Raw genomic sequence first — 18,346 nt, forward strand, 5'->3', positions numbered from 1 at the left:
CAGTCGGTCCGCTACTGCGAGCCGTCGGCCGGGACCGCGACGGTGACCGTCGACCCCTCCCCGGGTGCGGGGTCGACCCAGATCCGGCCGCCGTGGCGCTCGACGATGCGGCGGCAGAGCGCGAGGCCGATCCCCGTGCCGTCGTCCTCTTCGCGGCTGTGCAGGCGGCGGAACACGCCGAATATCCGATTGGCGTCGTCGGGATCGACGCCGATCCCGTCGTCCCGGACCGAAATCGCCCACAGCCCGTTCGTCCGCTCGGCCCCGTCCGCTCGATCAGTCCCAGAACGACTGCGTCCGGGCGTACTCCCGTTCCTTCGAGAGGATATCCCGGTAGAACTCGTCTTCGTCCTCGCGGAGCTTGTTGATGATCTGGGCGGCGTTGTGCGGGCCGACGCCTCTGGCGGCCATCGCGATCACGGCCTGTTTGCCGTGGCTCTGGACGAGACTCGCGGCCCGGAACGCGCGTTCGGTCATCCGCCGTTGCTCGTCGTCTTTCTCCTCGGCCCGGACGGCCTGGACGACCTCGTCGGCCCACGGGTTCAGCGACGCGATCCGGGTCGATCCGCACTCCGGACACTCGGGCCGGTCGGGCACCCGCTTGACTTTCGTCTTCACCGTCCACTCCTCGCAGTGCGTACAGAGCAGGATGACGCGGTCGTCCCGTATCCGCTCCCGGACCGTCTCGATGACGCTCGCGTCGGCGTTTTCGGGCGCGAGCAGTTCCTTGCCTCCCGACGAGCGACCGCCCAGTCCGACCGGCGTGCGACCGCGGTGGGTCACCAGCTCGAGCTCGCCAGACTGGAGCCCCGCGAGGACCGCACTCGCGCGGTCGACGTCGAGGTCCTCGTGGAACACCTCCCGGATCGCCTCCTCGTACATCGGCGTGTCCTCGAGCGCCGACAGCAACCGGTCGTTCGAGATGCGCCCCGATCCCGTGTTCTGCCAGCGCTTGAGCGCGCCGAACTTCGCCGAGACCTGGGCGAGGCGGAAGGCCAGCGCGTCCGAACGCTTGAGTCCGAGTTCGACGATCGCCTCGACGTGGTCGGGATCGGTCCCCTCGAGCACCTCGATCACGTCGCTCGTCGCGATCGAGTTCGGAACCTCGAGTTCGATCCGATAGGGATCGGTCTCGAGGCCGACGGACGACCCCACACGTTGCCCCAGCAGCGCGGAGAGGAGCCGCCCGAGCGTCTCGTTGGCCGTGTGGCCGAAGGGTGCGTTGAGCACGATCGTCCGCCCCTGTCGCTCGAGGACGAGCCGGTCCGCCGTCGGCATCGGCGCGTCGGCGTCGACCTGCTCCTCGAGTTGCGCACAGGCCTCGGTCAGCGTGTACTCGTCGGCCGGATAGCGGCCCGCGAGTTCGCGGCCGACCGCGGCCGCGTCGGCCCCCGTTTCGAGTTGGGGTTCGGCGACGGCGCGAATCTCGCCGACCTCCCCCGCGACCGCGGCGGGAACGGGGATCTCCTGCCCGATCCACGACGGCACCTCGCCGGCCGGGTCCTCGATCGGGCTGACCTTGACCCGGGCCTCCTCGTCGTCGATCTCGGCGATCCGCCACATCTCGCCGCGCTGGATGAACACCTCGCCCGGCTGGGCGAAGTTGACGACGAACCGCTCGTCTAGCGTCCCGATCTGGCCCCCCGAGGCGATGTCGTGGACCTCGTAGGTCTCCTCGTCGGGGATCATCGACAGGTTGGCGTAAACGTACTGCCAGGTGCCGCCGGTGGTCTCGATACGGTCCTCGGCCTCGTCGAACCAGAGGATGCGGTTGCGGTGGAGTTCCGAGGCGATCTCGCGGACGGTCGCCGCCGGGACGTTGCGAAACGGATACGACCGCGTGACCGTCTCGATGGCCTCGTCGACGGGCGTGTCGCCCCGGCTCTGGACGATCGCCGGCAGCTGATTCGCGACCACGTCCAGACTGCCCTCGTGGATCGCCGCCGGCTCCACCTCGCCGTCGCGGGCCCGACGGGCGATCGCCATCGCCTCGAACGTGTCGTCCGGTCTGGTCGTCACGATGGTCCCGCTCGAGACCTCGTCCTGGCGGTGGCCCGCGCGTCCGATCCGCTGGAGGAGCCGGGTGACCTGTCGGGGGCTCTTGTACTGGACGACGTTGTCGACCTGTCCCACGTCGATCCCGAGTTCCATCGAGGACGTACACAGCAGCCCGTCTATCTCGCCGGCCTTGAACCGGTCCTCGACGTCGATCCGCGCCTCCTTCGAGAGCGAGCCGTGGTGGACGCCGATGGGCAGGTCGAGCTCCTTGAAGCGCGAGCCGAGCGCCTCGGCCGTCTGGCGCGTGTTGACGAAGATCAGCGTCGACTCGTGGTCCGCGACGAGCTCCCGAACGACGCGGACGTGGCTGGCCGTGTCGGCTTCGGTCATGAGTTCGCCGGCCAGCCGCTCGTCCTCGGCCGTAATCTCGGGCTCGCGGACCGTCACGTCGACGTTGCTCCCGACGTCGATCTCCCGGATCTCGCAGGGGCGGCCGCCCGTGAGGAACTGCCCCACCTCCCCCGGGTCGCCGACGGTCGCGGAGAGACCGATCCGCTGGAACGGCCCGGCCAGGTCGCGGAGCCGCTCGAGGCCGATCGCCAGTTGCGCACCCCGTTTCGACGCGGCCAGTTCGTGGACCTCGTCGATCACGACGTGGGAGACGTCGGCGAGCGCCTCGCGCAACCGCTCGCCGGTGAGCATCGCCTGTACGGTCTCGGGCGTCGTGATCAGGACGTCCGGGGGATCTTCGGCCTGTTTTCCCCGCTGGTACTGGGTCGTGTCGCCGTGGCGAACGTCGACCTCGAGGTCCAGATAGTCGCCCCACCACTCGAGGCGCTCGCGCATGTCGCGGTTGAGCGCCCGCAGCGGGGTCACGTAGAGCGCGCCGAATCCCTCCGGCGGGCCACCGTCGGAGGGCCCCTCCGACGAGGATCGCCTCGCTGTGCTCGGCTCACCCCCGTCGGCGACCAGGTGGTCGAAGACGGGCAACATCGCCGTCTCGGTCTTGCCGCTCCCGGTTGGCGCGATCACGAGCGTGTTCTCGCCGGCCGACAGCGGCGGGATCGCCAGTCGCTGCGGTGCCGTCGGCTGCGAGAACCCGCGTTCCGAGAGCGCCCCGCGAACCGTCGGTCCGAGGTGCGTAAACGCCGCGACGTCCCCGTCGGTCATCGGAACGCGGTAGGGGAGAACGCCGGATAAGTACCACGTTTCCGGTGAACTCGAACGCGCGAATCGAACTGCCGGACGCACCCGACCCGCTCGTCGGCTGGTGGCGCTGTGACGACGACGAACTCGCGTTCGACGACGGCGAGCGGGTCACGTACCAACCGACGGGCCTCGCGAAACGCGCTCGAGGGATCGCCCCGCGTCGGTTCTCGTCGGTTCGATTACCGACCGCGGCGCTCGCGGCTCGCGACGCAACCAGCCGTTTTCCCGGTAAATCGAAGGTTCAGTCGGTTCGATTCCGCTGAATCCGCCGTAATCGGTCGAAACGGTCGGGCCGGTATTTGCGTCGCCGCGGCGGACGTACGGACTCCCAGTGAATCCATGGCGCGTCCTCCTTCCCTCCCCGACCGCGGGTCCGCCGATTCGAGTCCGCCGAGTGACCGCCGCGACGACGACCACGGCGCGCTCGAGCGCGCCGCGCCGGGACTCGCCACCCCGATCCGCGCCGTCGGGTTCTGGGCGGCGATCGCGATGCCGATTCTCTACCTCCCCCTGCTCGCGACCGGACTGTCGTCGTCGTTCGATGGCGCACTGTTTCTCACCCTGCTCGTCGGGAACCTCCTCGCCCTGTACGTCGGCCACGCCCACCGGCGCTGAGGCTCAGTCGCTCGAGCCCCGCGAGCGGACGTGGCTGAACTCCTGGCGGATCGCTCGCCGCTTCACGAGGAGGAACCCGACCGCGATGAGGACGAACCCGGCCAGCGTCGCCGCGTCGACGACTTCGCGGAGATAGATCCAGCCGACGATCGCGGTGACGATCGGCGCGACGTACGACACCATGTTGATCTCGACCGCTCCCAGCCGCTCGAGCAGATCGAAGTAGATGAGGAAGCCGACGGCGCTCGCGCCAAGCGAGAGGTAGGCGAGCGCGCCGACGGCCTCTGGGGCGGTCCAGGCGGCCGGCTCGAACGGTTCGCCGATCGCGAGGCTCACGAGGTGCATCACGAGTGCGCCGCCGAGCATCGACCAGGCTTCCATCGTCTCGATCGGGAGCGAGGCGTCGATTCGGCGGGTGAGGACGCTGCCGAGCGCGAACGCGGCCGCGGCACAGAAGACGAGCCCCTTCGCCACGGCGTCGGTGGCCAGCAGGTTCGCCGGGTCGGGCTGGACGATGACGCCGACGCCGACGAGGCCGACGAACACGCCGACGAGGCCGACCGGCGAGAGCGCGTCGGAGGGGACCAACAGCCGCGCGAACCCCGTGCTCAGGACCGGCGAGAGACTCACCAGAATCGCGGCCGCCGCCGCCGTCGTGTTCTGTTGGCCGACGAACAGGAACGCGTGGTAGGCCGCGATTAAGAGGACGGCACCGACGGCGACCTGCGCCCACTCGGCCCGTCCGCGCGGCAGCCAGTTATCGACCGCGTACACCGCGTACCCGAGCATCAGGAGCCCGGCGATATCGTAGCGCAGCGCCGCGAACAGGACCGGCGGAATGTACGCGAGGCCGGCGCTGATCGCGACGAAGGCCGATCCCCACAGCGTTGCGAGCGTCAGGAAGAGTGCGAGATTTCGATACCGGCTCACAGTCGCTCTCTCGGTAGGGCGTTCCTATGCATTTCGATTCGAAACGGTGCGGCGAGCGACTGGGGACGACGAATCGCAAAAAACCGTGTCGACGGCGGGCGGCGATCCGGCCCGTCGGTCGCCACTGGAAGAGACGCAGAAACGTCAGTCGGCCGGCTCGCGGTTCCGGGGTCCGCCCGGACGCCTCAGAGCGGCGGTCGTTCGCGAATCTCGGGTTCCTCCTCGGTCTGTCTGAACTGCTCGAGCAGGGGTCTGATGTCTTCGAACCCCTCCGCGAGTACGATGTCGCCGCTCCGCAGGTCGTACTCGATGATGTCGTAGTCCGCGAGTCGCGGCAGGTGGTTGTGGACTAACGAGACGTACACCCGCTGTCTGACCTCCTTGTCGATCGCATTCGGGCGGGCGTCGAGCTCCCAGACTGCGACCTGCGAGACGAGGTCCTCGATGTTCGCGGTCCGGTTGCCGGCTAACTGATAGAGCAGGAACCGCCGTTCGGACTCAGCGAGAAGGGAACAGGCAGCTTCCATCCGGCTGGCGTTCGTCTGGTTCATACATCGTCCAAGCACCCGGTGATATTACACCTGCTGCCAATACAGATTGGGTCCTCGCTCCGGTCGATTCGAGCGGCGTTTCGAGACGGGCCGCCTCCGTTCCCAAAACGGCATAATTTGGCCGAATTCGCCGTTCATACACGCTCTATGGACTGTTCCGATCGAAGACGTGTGCCGATCACTGCCGCGGGTCCGGCGCGACCGCCGACTCGCTTGCCTCGTCGTCGCGGTGACAGGCCACCGGATGGCCGCCGTTGCCGAGCCCGGGTCGATCCTGCTCGCAGACGCTCCCGTACTCCGCTCGCAACCGTTCGGCCGCCGCATCCCAGTTCGCCGCGGCCAGTTCGGCGAGCGCCTCCTCGACGACCGCGTCGTGTCGCGCCGGCAGTTCGACGTCGAGTAACCGGTCTTTCAGCGCCGCGACGAACGCCGGAACGTCCGCCTCCGGGACGCCGCCATCGCCGGTCTCGAACCGATCCTCTTCGCCGACCGACTCGAGGGAGACGTCGCGACGTTCGATCCGTTCGCGAAGCGTCATGAGTTCGCGGTAGCGATCCTGCTCGATCTCGACGTCGTCGGGCGGGATCACCACCGGACACCGGGTCCGAAACCGGCAACCGCTCGGCGGATCCCGCGGCGACGGAACGTCCCCGGCGAGCGTCTCCCGGTCGCGCTCTCGTTCGTCGGTCGACGCGCGCGGAACGCTCTCCAGCAGCGCCCGCGTGTAGGGGTGTTTCGGCTCGTCGAACAGCGCCTCCACGGAGCCGATCTCGACGATTTCGCCGAGATACATGACGGCGACGCGGTCACAGACGTGTCGTATCACCGAGAGGTCGTGGCTGATCAGCAGATAGGTGAGATCGAGTTCCGTCTGGAGTTCGTCGAGGAGGTTCAGCACCTGCGCCTGCACCGAGACGTCCAGCGCCGATGTCGGCTCGTCGAGGACGACGAATTCGGGCTCTAGGGCCAACGAACGCGCGATCCCGATCCGCTGGCGCTGCCCGCCCGAGAACTCGTGGGGGTAGCGGTCGAGCTGGTCGGCCGAGAGGCCGACGCGCTCGAGCAGCCCCCGGACGCGCTCCCGTCGCTCCGCCGGCGACCCGACGTCGTGAATGTCGAGCGGTTGGCGCACGATCTCGCCGATCGTCATGCGCGGATCGAGACTCGAGAACGGGTCCTGGAAGACGATCTGTGCGGTTCTGCGAAACTCGTCGAGGTCGTCGCCGCCGAGGTCGTAGACGCCGTCGCCGTCGAACTCGACGTCGCCGTCCGTCGGCTCCTGCAGTCGCAGCAGCGTCTCCCCCGCGGTCGACTTTCCGCAACCGGACTCGCCGACCAGCCCGAGCGTCTCCCCCGCGTGGATGTCGAAGCTGACGCCGTCGACGGCGCGAACGGGGACCGGCTCGTCGCCCAGCAGCCGGTCGAGCATCGAGTCGTTCTCCCAGAAGTACTTCCGCAGGTCGTCGACGCGGACGAGCGGGTCGTCGGTGCTCATCGGCGGTCACCTCCGGTGCCAGTTGTCTCGGCGGCCGAACGCGGCCGTTCGTCGGACGGGTCCGACTCGGGATCGACCGGCCCGACGTGTTCGTCCCCGGCGGGCCGTTCGGTCCCGTCGAAATAGCCCGCCGGTAGCGCCCGCGCGTCGTCGTACACCGTCTCGGCGAGGACACAGCGGGCCCGGTGGTGGTCGGTTCCGTCGGCCGGATACTCGGGGGGATGCTCGAGGCAGTCGTCCATAGCCTTCGGACACCGGTCGGCGAACTGACACCGGTCGTCCATCTCGCGGTCCAGCAGGCTGGGAACGTTCCCCGGGATCGGTTCGAGGCGACCGCTCGCGTCCTCGAGATCGGGTACCGACCCCAGGAGTCCGCGGGTGTAGGGGTGGACGTGATCGTCGAACACGTCCTCGAGCGTCCCCCGTTCGACGATCTCGCCGGCGTACATCACGCCGACGCGGTCGCACATGCGCGCGACGACGCCGAGGTTGTGCGTGATCAGCAGGATCGTCATCCCGGTCTCCCGCTGGAGGTCGTCGAGCAGGTCGAGGATCTGGGCCTGAATGGTCACGTCCAGCGCCGTCGTCGGCTCGTCGGCGATCAGCACGTCCGGTTCGCCGGCCAGCGCCTGCGCGATCATCGCCCGCTGGAGCATGCCGCCGGAGTACTCGTGGGGGTACTCGTCGGCCCGCTCGACGGGGTCGGGGATACCGACCAGCTCGAGCAGTTCGACGGCCCGGTCGCGGCTCTCCTCGCTGACGTACGTTCTGGAGGGGAGCACCGTCGAGAGCAACAGCGATCCCAGCGAGTACTCCGCGGATTCGGTCCGGGAACGCGTCGAGCGCGGGCGGGCGCTGGCACGCCGCTGGACCTCGACGGCTTCGGCGAGCTGTTCGCCGACCGTGAGCGTCGGGTTGAAGCTGCTCTCGGGGTCCTGAAAGATCATGCTGAACGACGTCCCACGGAGCGATTCCCTGACGCCCTCGGGGAGCTCGAGCAGCTTCACGAACTCCCCGTCGACCGCGGTCGGGTGATCCTCCGCGATCGTCGCCGCGAGGTCGGCATTCCGGTACCGAATCTCGCCGTCGGTGATCTCTCCCGGCGATTCGATCAGATCGATTATCGAACGGGCGGTGACGCTTTTCCCGCTGCCGCTCTCGCCGACGATCCCGAAGACCTCGCCGCGTTCGATCCGGAGGTCGAGTTCCGAGACCGCGTTTACCTGTCCCTCCTGCGTGAAAAACCGGGTCGAAAGATCGGTTACTCGAAGTATCTCGTCTGTCATCTGCCTTCACCTTCGATGTTCGGGTCGAGTGCGTCGCGGAACCAGTCTCCCAAGAGGTTGACGGCGATCACGGTCAGGACGATCCCGACGCCCGGGGCCATCGAGATCCACGGCCGCTTCCTGAGAACGTCCTGTCCGCGCTCGATCTCGAAGCCCCACGAGAGCGTCGTCCCGGAGAACCCGAGGAACGCCAACGAGGCCTCGAGCAGAATGATGACCGCGATCTGGATCGTCGCGAGGACGATGATCGGCGTGAGGCTGTTCGGGAGCACGTGTTTGAGCAGTATCGTCGCGTCGCTCGCGCCGAAGCTCCGCGCCGCCTTGACGTACTCCTCGTTGCGGATCGACAGCGCTTCGCCGCGAGCGACGCGCGCGAACCACACCCAGGTGACCAGCCCGACGACGATGGTGACGGTCCCCGGGATCGGTATCGTCTCGGGCATGCCGTCGGCGAGCCCGGCCATCACGATCGGATCGGGGACCTGGATCGGAGATTCCCCGAACACGCCGATCAAGGCCAGCGCGAGCACGAGCGCCGGGAACGCGAGCATGGTGTCCGCGATGCGCATCAGCACGTCGTCGACTCGGCCGCCGTAGTAGCCGGAGACGAGTCCGATGGGGACGCCGATCAGCAACGCCATGCTCGTTCCGAGCATCCCGACGAGCAACGAGACGCGGGCTCCGTAGAGGAACCGGGAGTAGACGTCCTGCCCGACGTTGTTCGTCCCGAGGATGTGCTCGCTCGTCGACTCGACGGTCACGTCGACAATCTCGCCGCCGTCGCCCATCTTGGTCGTGTACTCGGTACCGAGCGGCGGATATTCGGCTCCGTTCTCGTCGTAGTATCCCGTCCGCGTCGGATCGTGCGTGGCCAGAAGCGGCGCGAACACCGCCATGAACACCATCGCCGCCAACAGCACGAGTCCGAGCTTCGGGAGGTAGCTCTCGGCGAACGTCCGTTTGAGGTTCGATCGCACTCTCTCCGAGATCATTCGTTTCTCACCTGTGGATCAAGATAGGCGTAGAGGCCGTCGACGACGACGTTGATCGTCACGAACGCGACGGCGATGAACACGACGATCCCCTGCATGAGCGGCCAGTCTCGCGCGTCCAGCGCGTCGATTAGCCGGAGGCCGAGCCCCGGCCAGTTGAACACCGTCTCCGTGATGACCGCACCGCCCATCAGGGTCCCCATCTGCAGACCGAGGACGGTGATGATCGGGATCATCGTGTTCCGCAGCACGTGTTTGTACCGCACGAGCACCGCGGGCAATCCCTTCGCCTGGCTCGCCGTCACGTAGGGCTTGCCGAGTTCGTCGACCATGCCGCTCCGGGTGAGACGGGTGATCAGCGCCGTAAAGTACGTGCCGAGCGTGATCGCCGGCAGCGTGATGTATTTCAGCCAGACGAGCAGGTCGTAGACCGAGCCGTATCGGACGAGCGTCATGACGGCCTCGCCGAAGCCGACCGGCCGACGACCGGTCGGGAAATCATAGAAGCCGAAGCTCGGGGAGGGTACGTTGATTCCAGCCAGCGAGAACGAGGACAGGCCCAGTGTCGGGTACGGAACCCCGAACCATACGCCGAACACCAGGACTAGCATGAGCCCGAGCCAGAAGTTCGGCGTCGAGATCCCGAGCAACGAGAACAGCGTCGCCCCGTAGTCGGACGGCTGGTTCCGCCGCGTCGCCGAGATCACGCCGAGCGGAATCGCGATGACGATCGCGACGATCGTCGCGGCGACCGCGAGTTCGACCGTCGCGGGAATGCGTTCGATGACCATCGCCTCGACCTCCCGGTTCGACTGCCAGGAGTAGCCGAAATCGCCGGTGACCATTCCCTGGACGTAGTCGACGTACTGGACGTATATCGGCTCGTTCAACCCTTCCTCCTCTCTGACCTGCTCGATGAGTTCCTGGCTCGCACCCTCCGCGAGCATCAGGCTCGCCGGGTCGCCGGGCGACACCGCCCGAAGGCCGAACATGATCGTGACGACCCCCCAGATAACGACGACTCCCTGGAGTGCCCGCTTTACGAGGAACTTACCCAGCGTCATATGACCATCTCATGGGACCTGAAATATCTGATTGCGCTCTTGTGGTTCACCGATCCCGCCTACGTCTCCATTCCCCAGATGTAAACGGTCTCGTCCGGACGGGGCTCCCACTTGATGTCCTCCTTGACCCCGTAGATACTCTGCTGGGTGTGGAGGTACACGAACGGGGCTTTCTCGTGGGCCATCCGATTGACCGCCTCGAGTTGCTGTCGGCGTTCGTCCGGGTCTTCGATCTGTTGACTCTCCAGGATCGCGTCGCTGAGCTCTTCGTCATCGAACGTCCGGTTCGGATTATCGGGGATCGTAAAGAAGCCCTGGACGCCGTAGTCGGTGTCGCCGGTGATGGTTCCCCACCCGATCATGTAGAAGGGAATCTCGAAGCTATCGGGATCGACCCCCGCCTGATTCGCGTCGGAGACGATCCCGAAGTCGACGATGTTCGCCTCGCAGCTGACGTTCTCGAGCTGGTCGATCTGGTCGGCGACGGTCTCGGCGACGTCGGCGTCGTTGAGGTACCGACCCTGTGGCGCGGTCAGTTCGATCTCCACGCCGCCGTACCCGCTCTCTTCGACGAGTCCCTCGGCCATCCCGACGTCCTGTTCGTACGGTTCGACGTCGTCGTTGAACCCGTTGATCCCGGGCGCGACGGGCTGGCCGCGCGGTTCGCCGAACCCGTTGAGGGTCGTGTCGACGATCCCCGCGTTGTCGACGGCGTAGTTCATCGCTTGCCGGAACGCCTGACTGTCGAACGGTTCGACCGTGTTCTTCATCGGGCAGAAGATGTTCCGGAAGCTCGTCACCTGCCTGATCTCGACGTCGTCGGCGTTCTGGATCGTCTCGACGTCTTCCGGGAGAATGTTGATCGTGAGGTCTGTCTCCCTCGCCTTGAGCGCGTTCACCCGTCCGCTGGATTCGCCGTCCGCGTTGAACGTTACGCGCTCGAACGGCGGCTCGTCGCCCCAGTAGTCGTCGAACCGCTCGAGGACGATCTCCTCGCCGGACGTGAATTCGACGACCTCGTACGGTCCCGTTCCGTTGAAATTCTCGGGATCGGAACCGGAGATCGCGTCGGTGTCGGCGTCGTGATTCTCGATCGCCCACTCCTTGTCGATCGCTCTGGCGTAGTTTCCGAACTCGAACTCCGCGAGCCCGGGCGCGGCGGCGTACTCGACCGAGACCGTCGTCTCGTCGACTGCGCTCGCGCCTTCGATCGAGCCCAGTCCGTAGGTTCCGATGGGGCTGGGAACCCCCATATCCGGGTCGACGGTCCGATTGATCGTCCAGGCGACGTCCTCCGCGGTGAGATCGTCGCCGTTGTGGAAGACGACGCCGTCCCGGAGGGAGAGTTCGGTCGTACCGTCGCCCTGGGCCTCCCAGTCCTCGACGACGCGGGGGAAGATCCCCTCGCCGGGTTCGAAGTCGAACAGCGGCTCGTAGATGTGATCGTACACGTCGAAGTAGTCCCCGGTGATGTGATCGAGCGGATCGATGGTGTCCGGAAACTGCGAGAGCGTGATCGTGATTTCGTCGGTCTCCCCGTCACTGCTCGGATCGCTCAGGCAGCCGCCGATGGCCGCCAGACCCGTCGTCCCGGCGGCACCCGTCATCTTCAGGAGGGTTCGTCGGTCGAGCCGTGTCGTGTCAGCACCCTGCATACTCCCTTGGAATACAGCGACATTATTTATAAGTACTGGTGATTGACTCCGCAAATGATCAATACTGTTCCCCAGAGTTGCTTTCTGTGCAATACCGGGTTGATTCCACCGCTCCATTCGTCGGCCGTCGAGACCCCCACCCCGCGCTCGCAGGGACCGAATACTGGCATAACTTTAAGAAACCTACACCGCATACTACGTGTATGGCCGCTCACGGCCGGCCCGCACTGCGAGACCTGTTCGACGAGTCGCCCACGCCACACATCGCCCACCCCCCGCGGACCCATCATCGAGACTTCTACGTCGCGACCGACGGGTCCTTCCGGGGACCGGGCGGCGGACTGGGCGCCGTCATCGAAACGCGCGACGGCACCCGCGTCGCACGCGTCGCGACACCGGACGCGCCGCCGGACAACAACGTCGCGGAGTATCGAGCCCTTCATCTCGGACTGGACGTCCTCGCCGCTCGAGCGCCGCGGGACGCCTCGGTCGGGGTCCTCATCGACCACGACGCGCTCGCCAGTAATGTCAACAGTGCCATCCTCGCGACGCGCCATCCCGACGGGAAGTCGCCCCGCCCCGTCTCCGTCCCGTCCGCGACGCGGAACCACTGGCGCGGGATTCGGGCCCGACTCAGCGGCTTCGACGAGGTACGGGCCGCCCGGATCGACAGCGACGAGAACCCCGCTCACCCGCTGGCGAACGCGCCGGACCAGTACCGCCACGTCAACCGCGAACTCGACCGCTGTGTCCTCCCCGAGACGCCCGATCCCAGTGCGGCCGAGTTCCCGCCGCCGTCCCGCGCCGACCGGAACGGCGGCGGCCGCGCCTCCGACTGATCGGCGCGCACTGCCGTCTCCCTCGCACCGCCCGTTCGCCTCGCACTGCTCTCGAGCGCCGTCGCCGTTCGCGCTGAACCGCCATCGTTTTCTCACCCCTCGAGGAAGTCGTCCCCGATGAGCCTTCGCGTCGCGGTCGCCGCCCCGTTCATCCAGAACGGGACCCGCCGTCTCAAGGAAAACGAGTTCGTCGTCGCCCTCTCGCTCGATCGGGACTGGTTCTCCCCCGATCAGGCGACGCGGCTGATCGACGTCGCAACGGGGGACGGCCTGCTCGAGCGGACCGACGACGGCCTCGCGGTCACGTTCGACCCCTCGGCGGTGACGGTGCCGGAGGAGTTCGTCCCCGACGAGGACCTCCTGCGGGAGCGATCGGCGTTCGAACGCGTCCTCGACTCGCTGGTCGCCGAGGGAGCGGAGAAACACGAGGCGGTCGGCGCGATCAACACGCTCCAGCAGGAGCTCGGCCTGACCATCGAAGCCGCCGCGGTGGTCTACGCCCGCCGGCAGGGTATCGACGTCGACGAGCTGGTTCCGATCGCCCGCGAGGCCGTACTCGACACCGAAGACGGTTAGGTCCGCCGCCCCGACCGACGGGTATGGTCGAAGAGCGGATCACCGACGGTCGCCGGATCGCCGAACTTCTCTCGAGCGAGATCGACGGCCGCGAAGACGGCGAACTCGCGGATTTCGGCGTGACGAACGCCGATCGAGACGTCGAACCGACGGCCGACGGCGCTCGCGCCTACGACGTCACCCGCCGCGACGAGCGGATCGCCCGCGCGTTCGTTCACGACGACAGGGCCCACCTCGAGTTCGAGGCCGGGCAGGACGCGGCGGCCGACGCGGCCGCGGACGTCGATCTCCGAGTACGACCGAAGGCGACGCGGCCACCGAAAACGCTCGTCTTCGTCGAGAGCGGTGCCGAGGTGAAACGGGCGACGGACGTGTTACAGGCCGTGAGTCGTCGGCTCGAGGAACCCGACGCGTAGGACGGATCTCTCTTCAGCGACGATTCCTCGAGCGGTGGCGCGCACTGGGCCGCTGTGAATGCTACTGAACCGCGGCGCAGCGCGCGCCACCGCACGCCGGTTGACGAATTTCGAGTGAGACGTCCGTCCCCCGTCCTGAACGATTCTGCGGAGAGCGCAGCGACTCGCCAGTCGAAGCGGAGATCACAGGGCAGCCGGTTCACTCGAGCGTCGCGACGATTTCCGGAAGCGTTGCCGCGATCTCGCGCTGCTCGACGTGAGCGATCGCACGCTGATCGGGACCGGGACCGTCTGCGAGCAGCACCTGGATCGCTCGCATCCCGGCCTTGGTCGCGCCCCGAACGTCGGCCTCGATCTCGTCACCCACGTAGACCGCGTCGGCGGGGTCGACGCCCAGTTCGCCGGTGATCGCCTCGAAGGCTCGCGGATCGGGCTTGCCGGCCTCGAGCTCGCCCGTCACGAGCGCGGCGTCGAAGGCGTCCTCCCAGCCCAGCGTCTCGAGTTTGTCGCGCTGGGCGCGGACGGGGCCGTTCGTGAGCAGGCCGACGCGGTACTCGTCCCGCAGGGCCGCGAGCATGGATTCGACGCCAGGCAGCGGCTCGAGGGACGCGGAGATCGTCTCTCGGTAGGCCGTCGCAACGGCGGCCGGATCGGCGTCGGTTCCGGTGCCCTCGAGCAGGTCCGCGAAGATCGGCTCGCGCGTCTCGGTGGTGAGATTCCGACGATGGGCCTCGAGATACGCGTCGCGAGTGAGCGACGGCGCATCGGTCGCGGTCGTGGCTTCGTCCAGAATGGTCGCTCGATCCCGTCGGGGAACGGCGAGCGTGTAATCGAGGTCGAAGACGACCGCCTGTGGCATAGGTGTGTGAGGGAACTCGAGCCGGTTGAAGCTATCCCTTCCGACCGGCGGGCGACGCCCGACACCGGCAGCGACCGGGTCAGTCCTCGCTCGGCCGGGCGGCCCCAGCGCGTCTGCGCTCGAGCAGCGAGACGGCCGCGGGCTCGATCCGGTCGGAGTACTGCATGAGCGAGGTCCCGAGGATGCTCATGACGAGGACGTAGCCGACGGTGAAGGCGTAGATCGTCCGGGCCGTCTCCGTCGCGATGCCGCCGCCGGCACCGGAGAGCGCGAGGCTCGCGATGATCAGCGAGAACTCGCCGCGTGTGGCCATCCCGAACCCGACCCGGAGCGATCGTCGATCGTCGAGGCCGTAGATTCGCCCGCCGAGGTAGCCGCTGACGATCTTCGTCGGCGTCGTCACGATCACGGCGGCGACGATCATCCCGAGAATCGAGAGCGTGAACAGCCCGGGATCGGTGACGAGCCCGATCCAGACGAAGAAGATCGCCGCGAAGGCGTCCCGGAGCGGCTCGAGCAGTCGTTCGAGGTCGTGGACGTGGTCGGTCGAGGAAAACGCCATGCCGACGAAGAACGCGGCGACGGCCTCGCTGACCCCCAGCGCGAGCGCGATCCCGGCGACGAGGATCGTGACGCCGAGCGCGCGGACGACGAGGAACTCGTTGGTGTCGACGTCGAGGAAGCGCTGGAAGAAGTCGGTCCCGACGGTGACGAGCGCGAGCAACGCGGCGATGACGCCGATCGCGATCGCGATCTGGCCCGCCGCCTCGCCCGCGTCGCCCCCGCCGAGGACGAGCGCGGACGCGATCGCCAGGTAGACGGCGATGAACAGATCCTCGTAGACGAGCGTCCCCAGCATCGGTTCGGACTCGGCGTTGGCGATCCAGCCGAGGTCGATGAGCGACTTCGTGATGATGGCACTCGAGGAGATGTAGACGATCCCGGCGGTGAGAAACGCCGCGAGGACGCTCCCGAAGAGCAGGTAGCCAAGGACCAGCCCGATGCCGAAGTTGATGCCCAGATCGACGCTCCCCGCCTTGCCGATACGGTCCCTGCTCGCGAGCAGTCGATCGAGGTTGAACTCGAGACCGAGGAAGAACAGGAGGAGCACGATCCCGATCTCCGCGCCGACGACGATGAAGTCGGTTTCGCCGAGCGCGAGTCCGCCGAGGGCCGCCAGCAGGTCGACGCCGCCGATCGTCACCTCGGGAACGGTGACGGCGACGCCGCCGATTCCGACCTCGCTGCCGGCGAGCGCGGGAAGTTCGCCCAGCACGTTCGATCCGAGCACTACCCCGGTGACGATGTAAAACGGGATCACCGACTGGTCGATCCGACTCGAGAGGACGCCGGCGAGCGCGACCGCGGTGAAGAGGACCCCGACGTCGACGAGCGCCGTTTCAGTCGCCACTGGCGGTCACCTCCGAGTGGGTGGCCGTCCCGATCACTCTTCGAAGTCCTCACCGAGCAACCGCTCGAACTGCGCGCAGTCGTCCCGGTCGCCGACGACGACCAGCGTATCGCCGACCTCGAGGACCGTCTCCGGGGTCGGCGGCGAGATCAACTCGTCGCCCCGCTGGATGGCGACGATGGAGACACCGGTCCGGTTGCGGACGTTCGCCTCGGCGAGGCTCTTGCCGGCGATATCGGCACCCTCGGCGACGCCGTACCACTCGAGGTACGTGTCGTCGGCGAGCACCGTCTCGACCTGATCGGCCTGGACGGGCTGGAAGTAGGCCCCCTCCAGAATCGTGCCGATCTTCCGTGCGAGGCGGTCCGAGACCTCGAACAGTTTGTCGCCGTCGGCGTCCGGGTCCGCCTTCAGGTACACCTCCCGTTTTCCCGTGTTGTGGGTCACGATGACGAGTCTCGAGTCGTCGTCGAGTTCGACCTCGAATTTCTTCCCGACGCCGGGGAGGTCGCTCTCGTAAACGGTCATATCGGAAGGAACGAGGCCGACAGTATAAACGACTCCCCTCCCGCCGGGACACCGGGCCGGACGAGAGCGACCGTCGCGGGGAACCGAGCGGTCACTCCGCTAGCCCCTCGATGAGAAACGTCGCGGATGCGAGGTTCGTCGCGAGCGCCGTGTCGTGAACGTCACAGATCCGCAGCAGCGCCGAGATGTCGGGTTCGTGGGGCTGTGCGCGGAGCGGGTCCCGGAGGAAGACGATCCCGTCGAGTGTCCCCGCCGCGACCTCCGCGCCGATCATCAGGTCGCCGCCGAGCGGCCCCGACTCCTTGCGCTCGACCTCGAGATCCGTTTCGTCCATGAGTCGCTGCCCGGTCGTTCCGGTCGCGATCAGGTCGTACGCCCGCAGTTGCTCCTCGTGAGTCCGGGCGAACTCGATGAGTTCCGGCTTCTTCTCGTCGTGAGCGATCAGCGCGACGCGTGTCATACCGGCCCATCACCCCCTCGGAAAATAAGTGCTCGTGCGCGGAGACGAGCGCTGTCGTCCCCTCGCGTCGGCTCCCGGCACTCGGGGGACGACTCCGGACGCGGTCAGAACTCCTCGACGTGGGGTCGGACGTCGAGCTCGAGGGTCCACGCCGACCGGTCCTGGGTCACCAGACGCCAGTAGGAGTCGGCGACGGCGTCCGGATCGAGGAACCCGTCCTCGTCGCGGTCGGGCTGTGACTCGCGAACCCGCGGAGTCTCGATCTGTCCGTCGATCACGACGTGGGCGTCACGGATGACCTCCACCGGGCCATTCGGGAAGTCGGGTACGAAGGCCCCGGAACTGCGTGACGAGGGCGGTCGCCCCTCGAGGGACCCTCGCGACGCGAGTAGTTCGTTCCGTTACACTGCTCTCCGCGCAGAACGAGCTGCCATCCCGCCGACGTTGAATTGGTCCTGTGCGATTCCGTTGGAAAGAGTAAGCACTCCGCGACACAAAAGCGACCGCTCGCCGGCCGCGTCCTGCTCGTCTAGCTGCTCGCTTCGGTCCATACTGCGGATTCCACGGGGACCCTGTCAGTTCCTGACCAGCGAGCGGTCCCGGATCGACGGGCACCGGTACGCCGCCCCGGTGGTGGCCAAGCTATTTCGACGACGATCGGGTAGACGAGACCATGCCGTTCGACCCCGACGCCGTCGAGACGATCGCGTTCGACTCCTACGGAACGCTCGTGGACGTCTCCGCCGTCGCCGAGCCGCTCTCGGAGCACGTCGACGAACGCGATCCCGAACTCGTCGCGACGCTCTGGCGACAGCGATCGCTGTCGTACGCGATGGTCGGCAACGCCGTCGACGAGTACGACTCGTTCTACGAGCTGAACCGCCACGCGCTGCGATACGCGCTCGAGACCTGCGGTGTCGACGTCGACGAGGGCGAGCGCGAGGAGATCCTCTCGACGTACCACGATCTGCCGGTCTTCGACGACGTTCACGACGGTCTCGAGCGGCTGCGGGACGCGGGCTACGACTGCTACATCGTCTCGAACGGGAACGAGGCGATGCTCGAGTCGTTGATCGAGTACGCCGAGCTCGGCGATCTGATCGAAGACGCGGTCAGCGCCGACGAGGTCGAACAGTTTAAACCCGAACCCGAGCTGTACCGCCGCGCCGCCGATCGGATCGGAACGCCGATCGAGGAAATCGCCTTCGTGGCCGCGGGGTGGTGGGACGTGCCGGGTGGAATCAACGCCGGAATGCAAGGCGTCTGGATCAACCGGCAGGATACCCTCTGGGGACCGTACGAGACGGGTCCCGATCTGACGATCGAGAGTGTCCACGAGCTCGCGGATCGGCTCGAGTCGTGACTCGCACTGACGCGGTCTCCGTGACCGACTTCGATCGTCCGACGTGACGGTCACGCGTCGATTACCGTGTTCTTCTCGTGACGGGCGTTTTTCCCGTTT

The 18,346-nt window shown here is 67.1% G+C and carries 19 protein-coding genes and 1 pseudogene; 6 read left to right on the forward strand and 14 right to left on the reverse strand.

The genetic code is table 11. The features are described 5' to 3' along the window. Positions 1 to 11 precede the first annotated feature (11 nt). Positions 12 to 329 carry a sensor histidine kinase gene (locus tag BMX07_RS23040; protein WP_090623389.1) on the reverse strand — a complete coding sequence of 106 codons (318 nt, stop codon included), beginning with the start codon at positions 327 to 329 and terminating at the stop codon, positions 12 to 14. Next, the gene (locus BMX07_RS23045) at positions 277 to 3,168 is read right to left on the reverse strand and encodes a DEAD/DEAH box helicase (protein ID WP_090623393.1); all 2,892 of its coding nucleotides are present in this window, start codon (positions 3,166 to 3,168) and stop codon (positions 277 to 279) included. Before BMX07_RS23045 ends, BMX07_RS23040 begins: the two co-directional genes overlap by 53 nt. A 44-nt stretch (positions 3,169 to 3,212) precedes the next feature. Between BMX07_RS23045 and BMX07_RS23050 the strand changes: the two genes are divergently transcribed. Together BMX07_RS23050 and BMX07_RS23055 are read left to right on the forward strand one after the other, a co-directional pair. After that, positions 3,213 to 3,470, forward strand: coding sequence for a hypothetical protein (locus tag BMX07_RS23050; RefSeq protein WP_090623396.1), 258 nt, complete (start codon positions 3,213 to 3,215; stop codon positions 3,468 to 3,470). 76 nt (positions 3,471 to 3,546) lie between these two features. After that, positions 3,547 to 3,822 carry a DUF8028 family protein gene (locus BMX07_RS23055; protein WP_090623399.1) on the forward strand — a complete coding sequence of 92 codons (276 nt, stop codon included), beginning with the start codon at positions 3,547 to 3,549 and terminating at the stop codon, positions 3,820 to 3,822. Positions 3,823 to 3,825: 3 nt separating this feature from the next. Here the strand turns inward: BMX07_RS23055 and BMX07_RS23060 are convergent, their stop codons facing one another. The 7 genes from BMX07_RS23060 to BMX07_RS23090 form a co-directional block, all read right to left on the reverse strand. Beyond that, positions 3,826 to 4,752 (reverse strand): DMT family transporter, encoded by a 927-nt coding sequence (locus BMX07_RS23060; RefSeq protein ID WP_090623402.1) that lies wholly within the window; start codon positions 4,750 to 4,752, stop codon positions 3,826 to 3,828. Positions 4,753 to 4,937: 185 nt separating this feature from the next. Then, a complete protein-coding gene (locus BMX07_RS23065; RefSeq protein WP_090623405.1) occupies positions 4,938 to 5,303 on the reverse strand; it encodes a DUF7344 domain-containing protein in 366 nt (121 codons plus the stop codon). A 178-nt stretch (positions 5,304 to 5,481) separates the two neighbouring features. Then, a complete protein-coding gene (locus BMX07_RS23070) occupies positions 5,482 to 6,798 on the reverse strand; it encodes an ABC transporter ATP-binding protein (RefSeq protein WP_090623409.1) in 1,317 nt (438 codons plus the stop codon). Then, positions 6,795 to 8,084 carry an ABC transporter ATP-binding protein gene (locus tag BMX07_RS23075; RefSeq protein WP_090623413.1) on the reverse strand — a complete coding sequence of 430 codons (1,290 nt, stop codon included), beginning with the start codon at positions 8,082 to 8,084 and terminating at the stop codon, positions 6,795 to 6,797. The genes BMX07_RS23070 and BMX07_RS23075 overlap by 4 nt, the downstream gene beginning before the upstream one ends. Continuing rightward, complete coding sequence (locus BMX07_RS23080) at positions 8,081 to 9,076, reverse strand: ABC transporter permease (RefSeq protein ID WP_090623418.1); 996 nt, start codon at positions 9,074 to 9,076, stop codon at positions 8,081 to 8,083. The genes BMX07_RS23075 and BMX07_RS23080 overlap by 4 nt, the downstream gene beginning before the upstream one ends. Then, on the reverse strand, positions 9,073 to 10,140 hold the full coding sequence (locus BMX07_RS23085) for an ABC transporter permease (RefSeq protein WP_090623423.1): 1,068 nt from the start codon (positions 10,138 to 10,140) through the stop codon (positions 9,073 to 9,075). The genes BMX07_RS23080 and BMX07_RS23085 overlap by 4 nt, the downstream gene beginning before the upstream one ends. Before the next feature lie 59 nt (positions 10,141 to 10,199). Then, positions 10,200 to 11,795: an ABC transporter substrate-binding protein gene (locus BMX07_RS23090; RefSeq protein ID WP_090623427.1), complete on the reverse strand. Its 1,596-nt coding sequence runs from the start codon at positions 11,793 to 11,795 to the stop codon at positions 10,200 to 10,202. Positions 11,796 to 11,998: 203 nt separating this feature from the next. Here BMX07_RS23090 and BMX07_RS23095 point away from each other — a divergent pair, with 203 nt between their 5' ends. From BMX07_RS23095 to BMX07_RS23105, 3 genes are all read left to right on the forward strand, one after another. Next, positions 11,999 to 12,634 carry a ribonuclease H family protein gene (locus tag BMX07_RS23095; protein WP_090623431.1) on the forward strand — a complete coding sequence of 212 codons (636 nt, stop codon included), beginning with the start codon at positions 11,999 to 12,001 and terminating at the stop codon, positions 12,632 to 12,634. Positions 12,635 to 12,751: 117 nt separating this feature from the next. Then, a complete protein-coding gene (locus BMX07_RS23100) occupies positions 12,752 to 13,210 on the forward strand; it encodes a DUF2240 family protein (RefSeq protein WP_090623435.1) in 459 nt (152 codons plus the stop codon). A gap of 23 nt (positions 13,211 to 13,233) precedes the next feature. After that, positions 13,234 to 13,626 (forward strand): DUF7993 family protein, encoded by a 393-nt coding sequence (locus BMX07_RS23105; protein WP_090623439.1) that lies wholly within the window; start codon positions 13,234 to 13,236, stop codon positions 13,624 to 13,626. A 199-nt stretch (positions 13,627 to 13,825) separates the two neighbouring features. Here the strand turns inward: BMX07_RS23105 and BMX07_RS23110 are convergent, their stop codons facing one another. The 5 genes and pseudogenes from BMX07_RS23110 to BMX07_RS23130 all read right to left on the reverse strand — a co-directional run. Further along, positions 13,826 to 14,485, reverse strand: a complete 660-nt coding sequence (locus tag BMX07_RS23110; RefSeq protein ID WP_090623443.1) for an HAD family hydrolase — start codon at positions 14,483 to 14,485, stop codon at positions 13,826 to 13,828. 79 nt (positions 14,486 to 14,564) lie between these two features. After that, complete coding sequence (locus tag BMX07_RS23115) at positions 14,565 to 15,896, reverse strand: cation:proton antiporter (RefSeq protein ID WP_090623447.1); 1,332 nt, start codon at positions 15,894 to 15,896, stop codon at positions 14,565 to 14,567. A gap of 33 nt (positions 15,897 to 15,929) precedes the next feature. After that, entirely contained in the window at positions 15,930 to 16,424 is a 495-nt protein-coding gene (locus tag BMX07_RS23120) for a cation:proton antiporter regulatory subunit (RefSeq protein ID WP_090623451.1), read from the reverse strand. A gap of 91 nt (positions 16,425 to 16,515) precedes the next feature. Continuing rightward, entirely contained in the window at positions 16,516 to 16,884 is a 369-nt protein-coding gene (locus BMX07_RS23125) for a methylglyoxal synthase (RefSeq protein ID WP_090623454.1), read from the reverse strand. 104 nt (positions 16,885 to 16,988) lie between these two features. Continuing rightward, positions 16,989 to 17,186, reverse strand: a pseudogene (locus tag BMX07_RS23130) (short-chain dehydrogenase); the annotation flags it as partial. A 371-nt stretch (positions 17,187 to 17,557) separates the two neighbouring features. Here BMX07_RS23130 and BMX07_RS23135 point away from each other — a divergent pair. Then, positions 17,558 to 18,247, forward strand: coding sequence for a haloacid dehalogenase type II (locus BMX07_RS23135; protein WP_090623457.1), 690 nt, complete (start codon positions 17,558 to 17,560; stop codon positions 18,245 to 18,247). Positions 18,248 to 18,346: the final 99 nt, after the last annotated feature.

Source organism: Natrinema salaciae, from assembly GCF_900110865.1.
GTDB classification, from domain to species: Archaea; Halobacteriota; Halobacteria; order Halobacteriales; family Natrialbaceae; genus Natrinema; species Natrinema salaciae.

Excerpts from the sequence above, each read along its gene's own strand:
- BMX07_RS23065 (WP_090623405.1), bottom strand. The coding sequence starts at position 5,303 with ATGAACCAGACGAACGCCAGCCGGATGGAAGCTGCCTGTTCCCTTCTC.
- BMX07_RS23045 (WP_090623393.1), bottom strand. The coding sequence starts at position 3,168 with ATGACCGACGGGGACGTCGCGGCGTTTACGCACCTCGGACCGACGGTT.
- BMX07_RS23095 (WP_090623431.1), top strand. The coding sequence starts at position 11,999 with ATGGCCGCTCACGGCCGGCCCGCACTGCGAGACCTGTTCGACGAGTCG.
- BMX07_RS23105 (WP_090623439.1), top strand. The coding sequence starts at position 13,234 with ATGGTCGAAGAGCGGATCACCGACGGTCGCCGGATCGCCGAACTTCTC.
- BMX07_RS23120 (WP_090623451.1), bottom strand. The coding sequence starts at position 16,424 with ATGACCGTTTACGAGAGCGACCTCCCCGGCGTCGGGAAGAAATTCGAG.
- BMX07_RS23090 (WP_090623427.1), bottom strand. The coding sequence starts at position 11,795 with ATGCAGGGTGCTGACACGACACGGCTCGACCGACGAACCCTCCTGAAG.
- BMX07_RS23070 (WP_090623409.1), bottom strand. The coding sequence starts at position 6,798 with ATGAGCACCGACGACCCGCTCGTCCGCGTCGACGACCTGCGGAAGTAC.
- BMX07_RS23080 (WP_090623418.1), bottom strand. The coding sequence starts at position 9,076 with ATGATCTCGGAGAGAGTGCGATCGAACCTCAAACGGACGTTCGCCGAG.
- BMX07_RS23125 (WP_090623454.1), bottom strand. The coding sequence starts at position 16,884 with ATGACACGCGTCGCGCTGATCGCTCACGACGAGAAGAAGCCGGAACTC.
- BMX07_RS23110 (WP_090623443.1), bottom strand. The coding sequence starts at position 14,485 with ATGCCACAGGCGGTCGTCTTCGACCTCGATTACACGCTCGCCGTTCCC.
- BMX07_RS23100 (WP_090623435.1), top strand. The coding sequence starts at position 12,752 with ATGAGCCTTCGCGTCGCGGTCGCCGCCCCGTTCATCCAGAACGGGACC.
- BMX07_RS23055 (WP_090623399.1), top strand. The coding sequence starts at position 3,547 with ATGGCGCGTCCTCCTTCCCTCCCCGACCGCGGGTCCGCCGATTCGAGT.
- BMX07_RS23085 (WP_090623423.1), bottom strand. The coding sequence starts at position 10,140 with ATGACGCTGGGTAAGTTCCTCGTAAAGCGGGCACTCCAGGGAGTCGTC.
- BMX07_RS23135 (WP_090623457.1), top strand. The coding sequence starts at position 17,558 with ATGCCGTTCGACCCCGACGCCGTCGAGACGATCGCGTTCGACTCCTAC.
- BMX07_RS23075 (WP_090623413.1), bottom strand. The coding sequence starts at position 8,084 with ATGACAGACGAGATACTTCGAGTAACCGATCTTTCGACCCGGTTTTTC.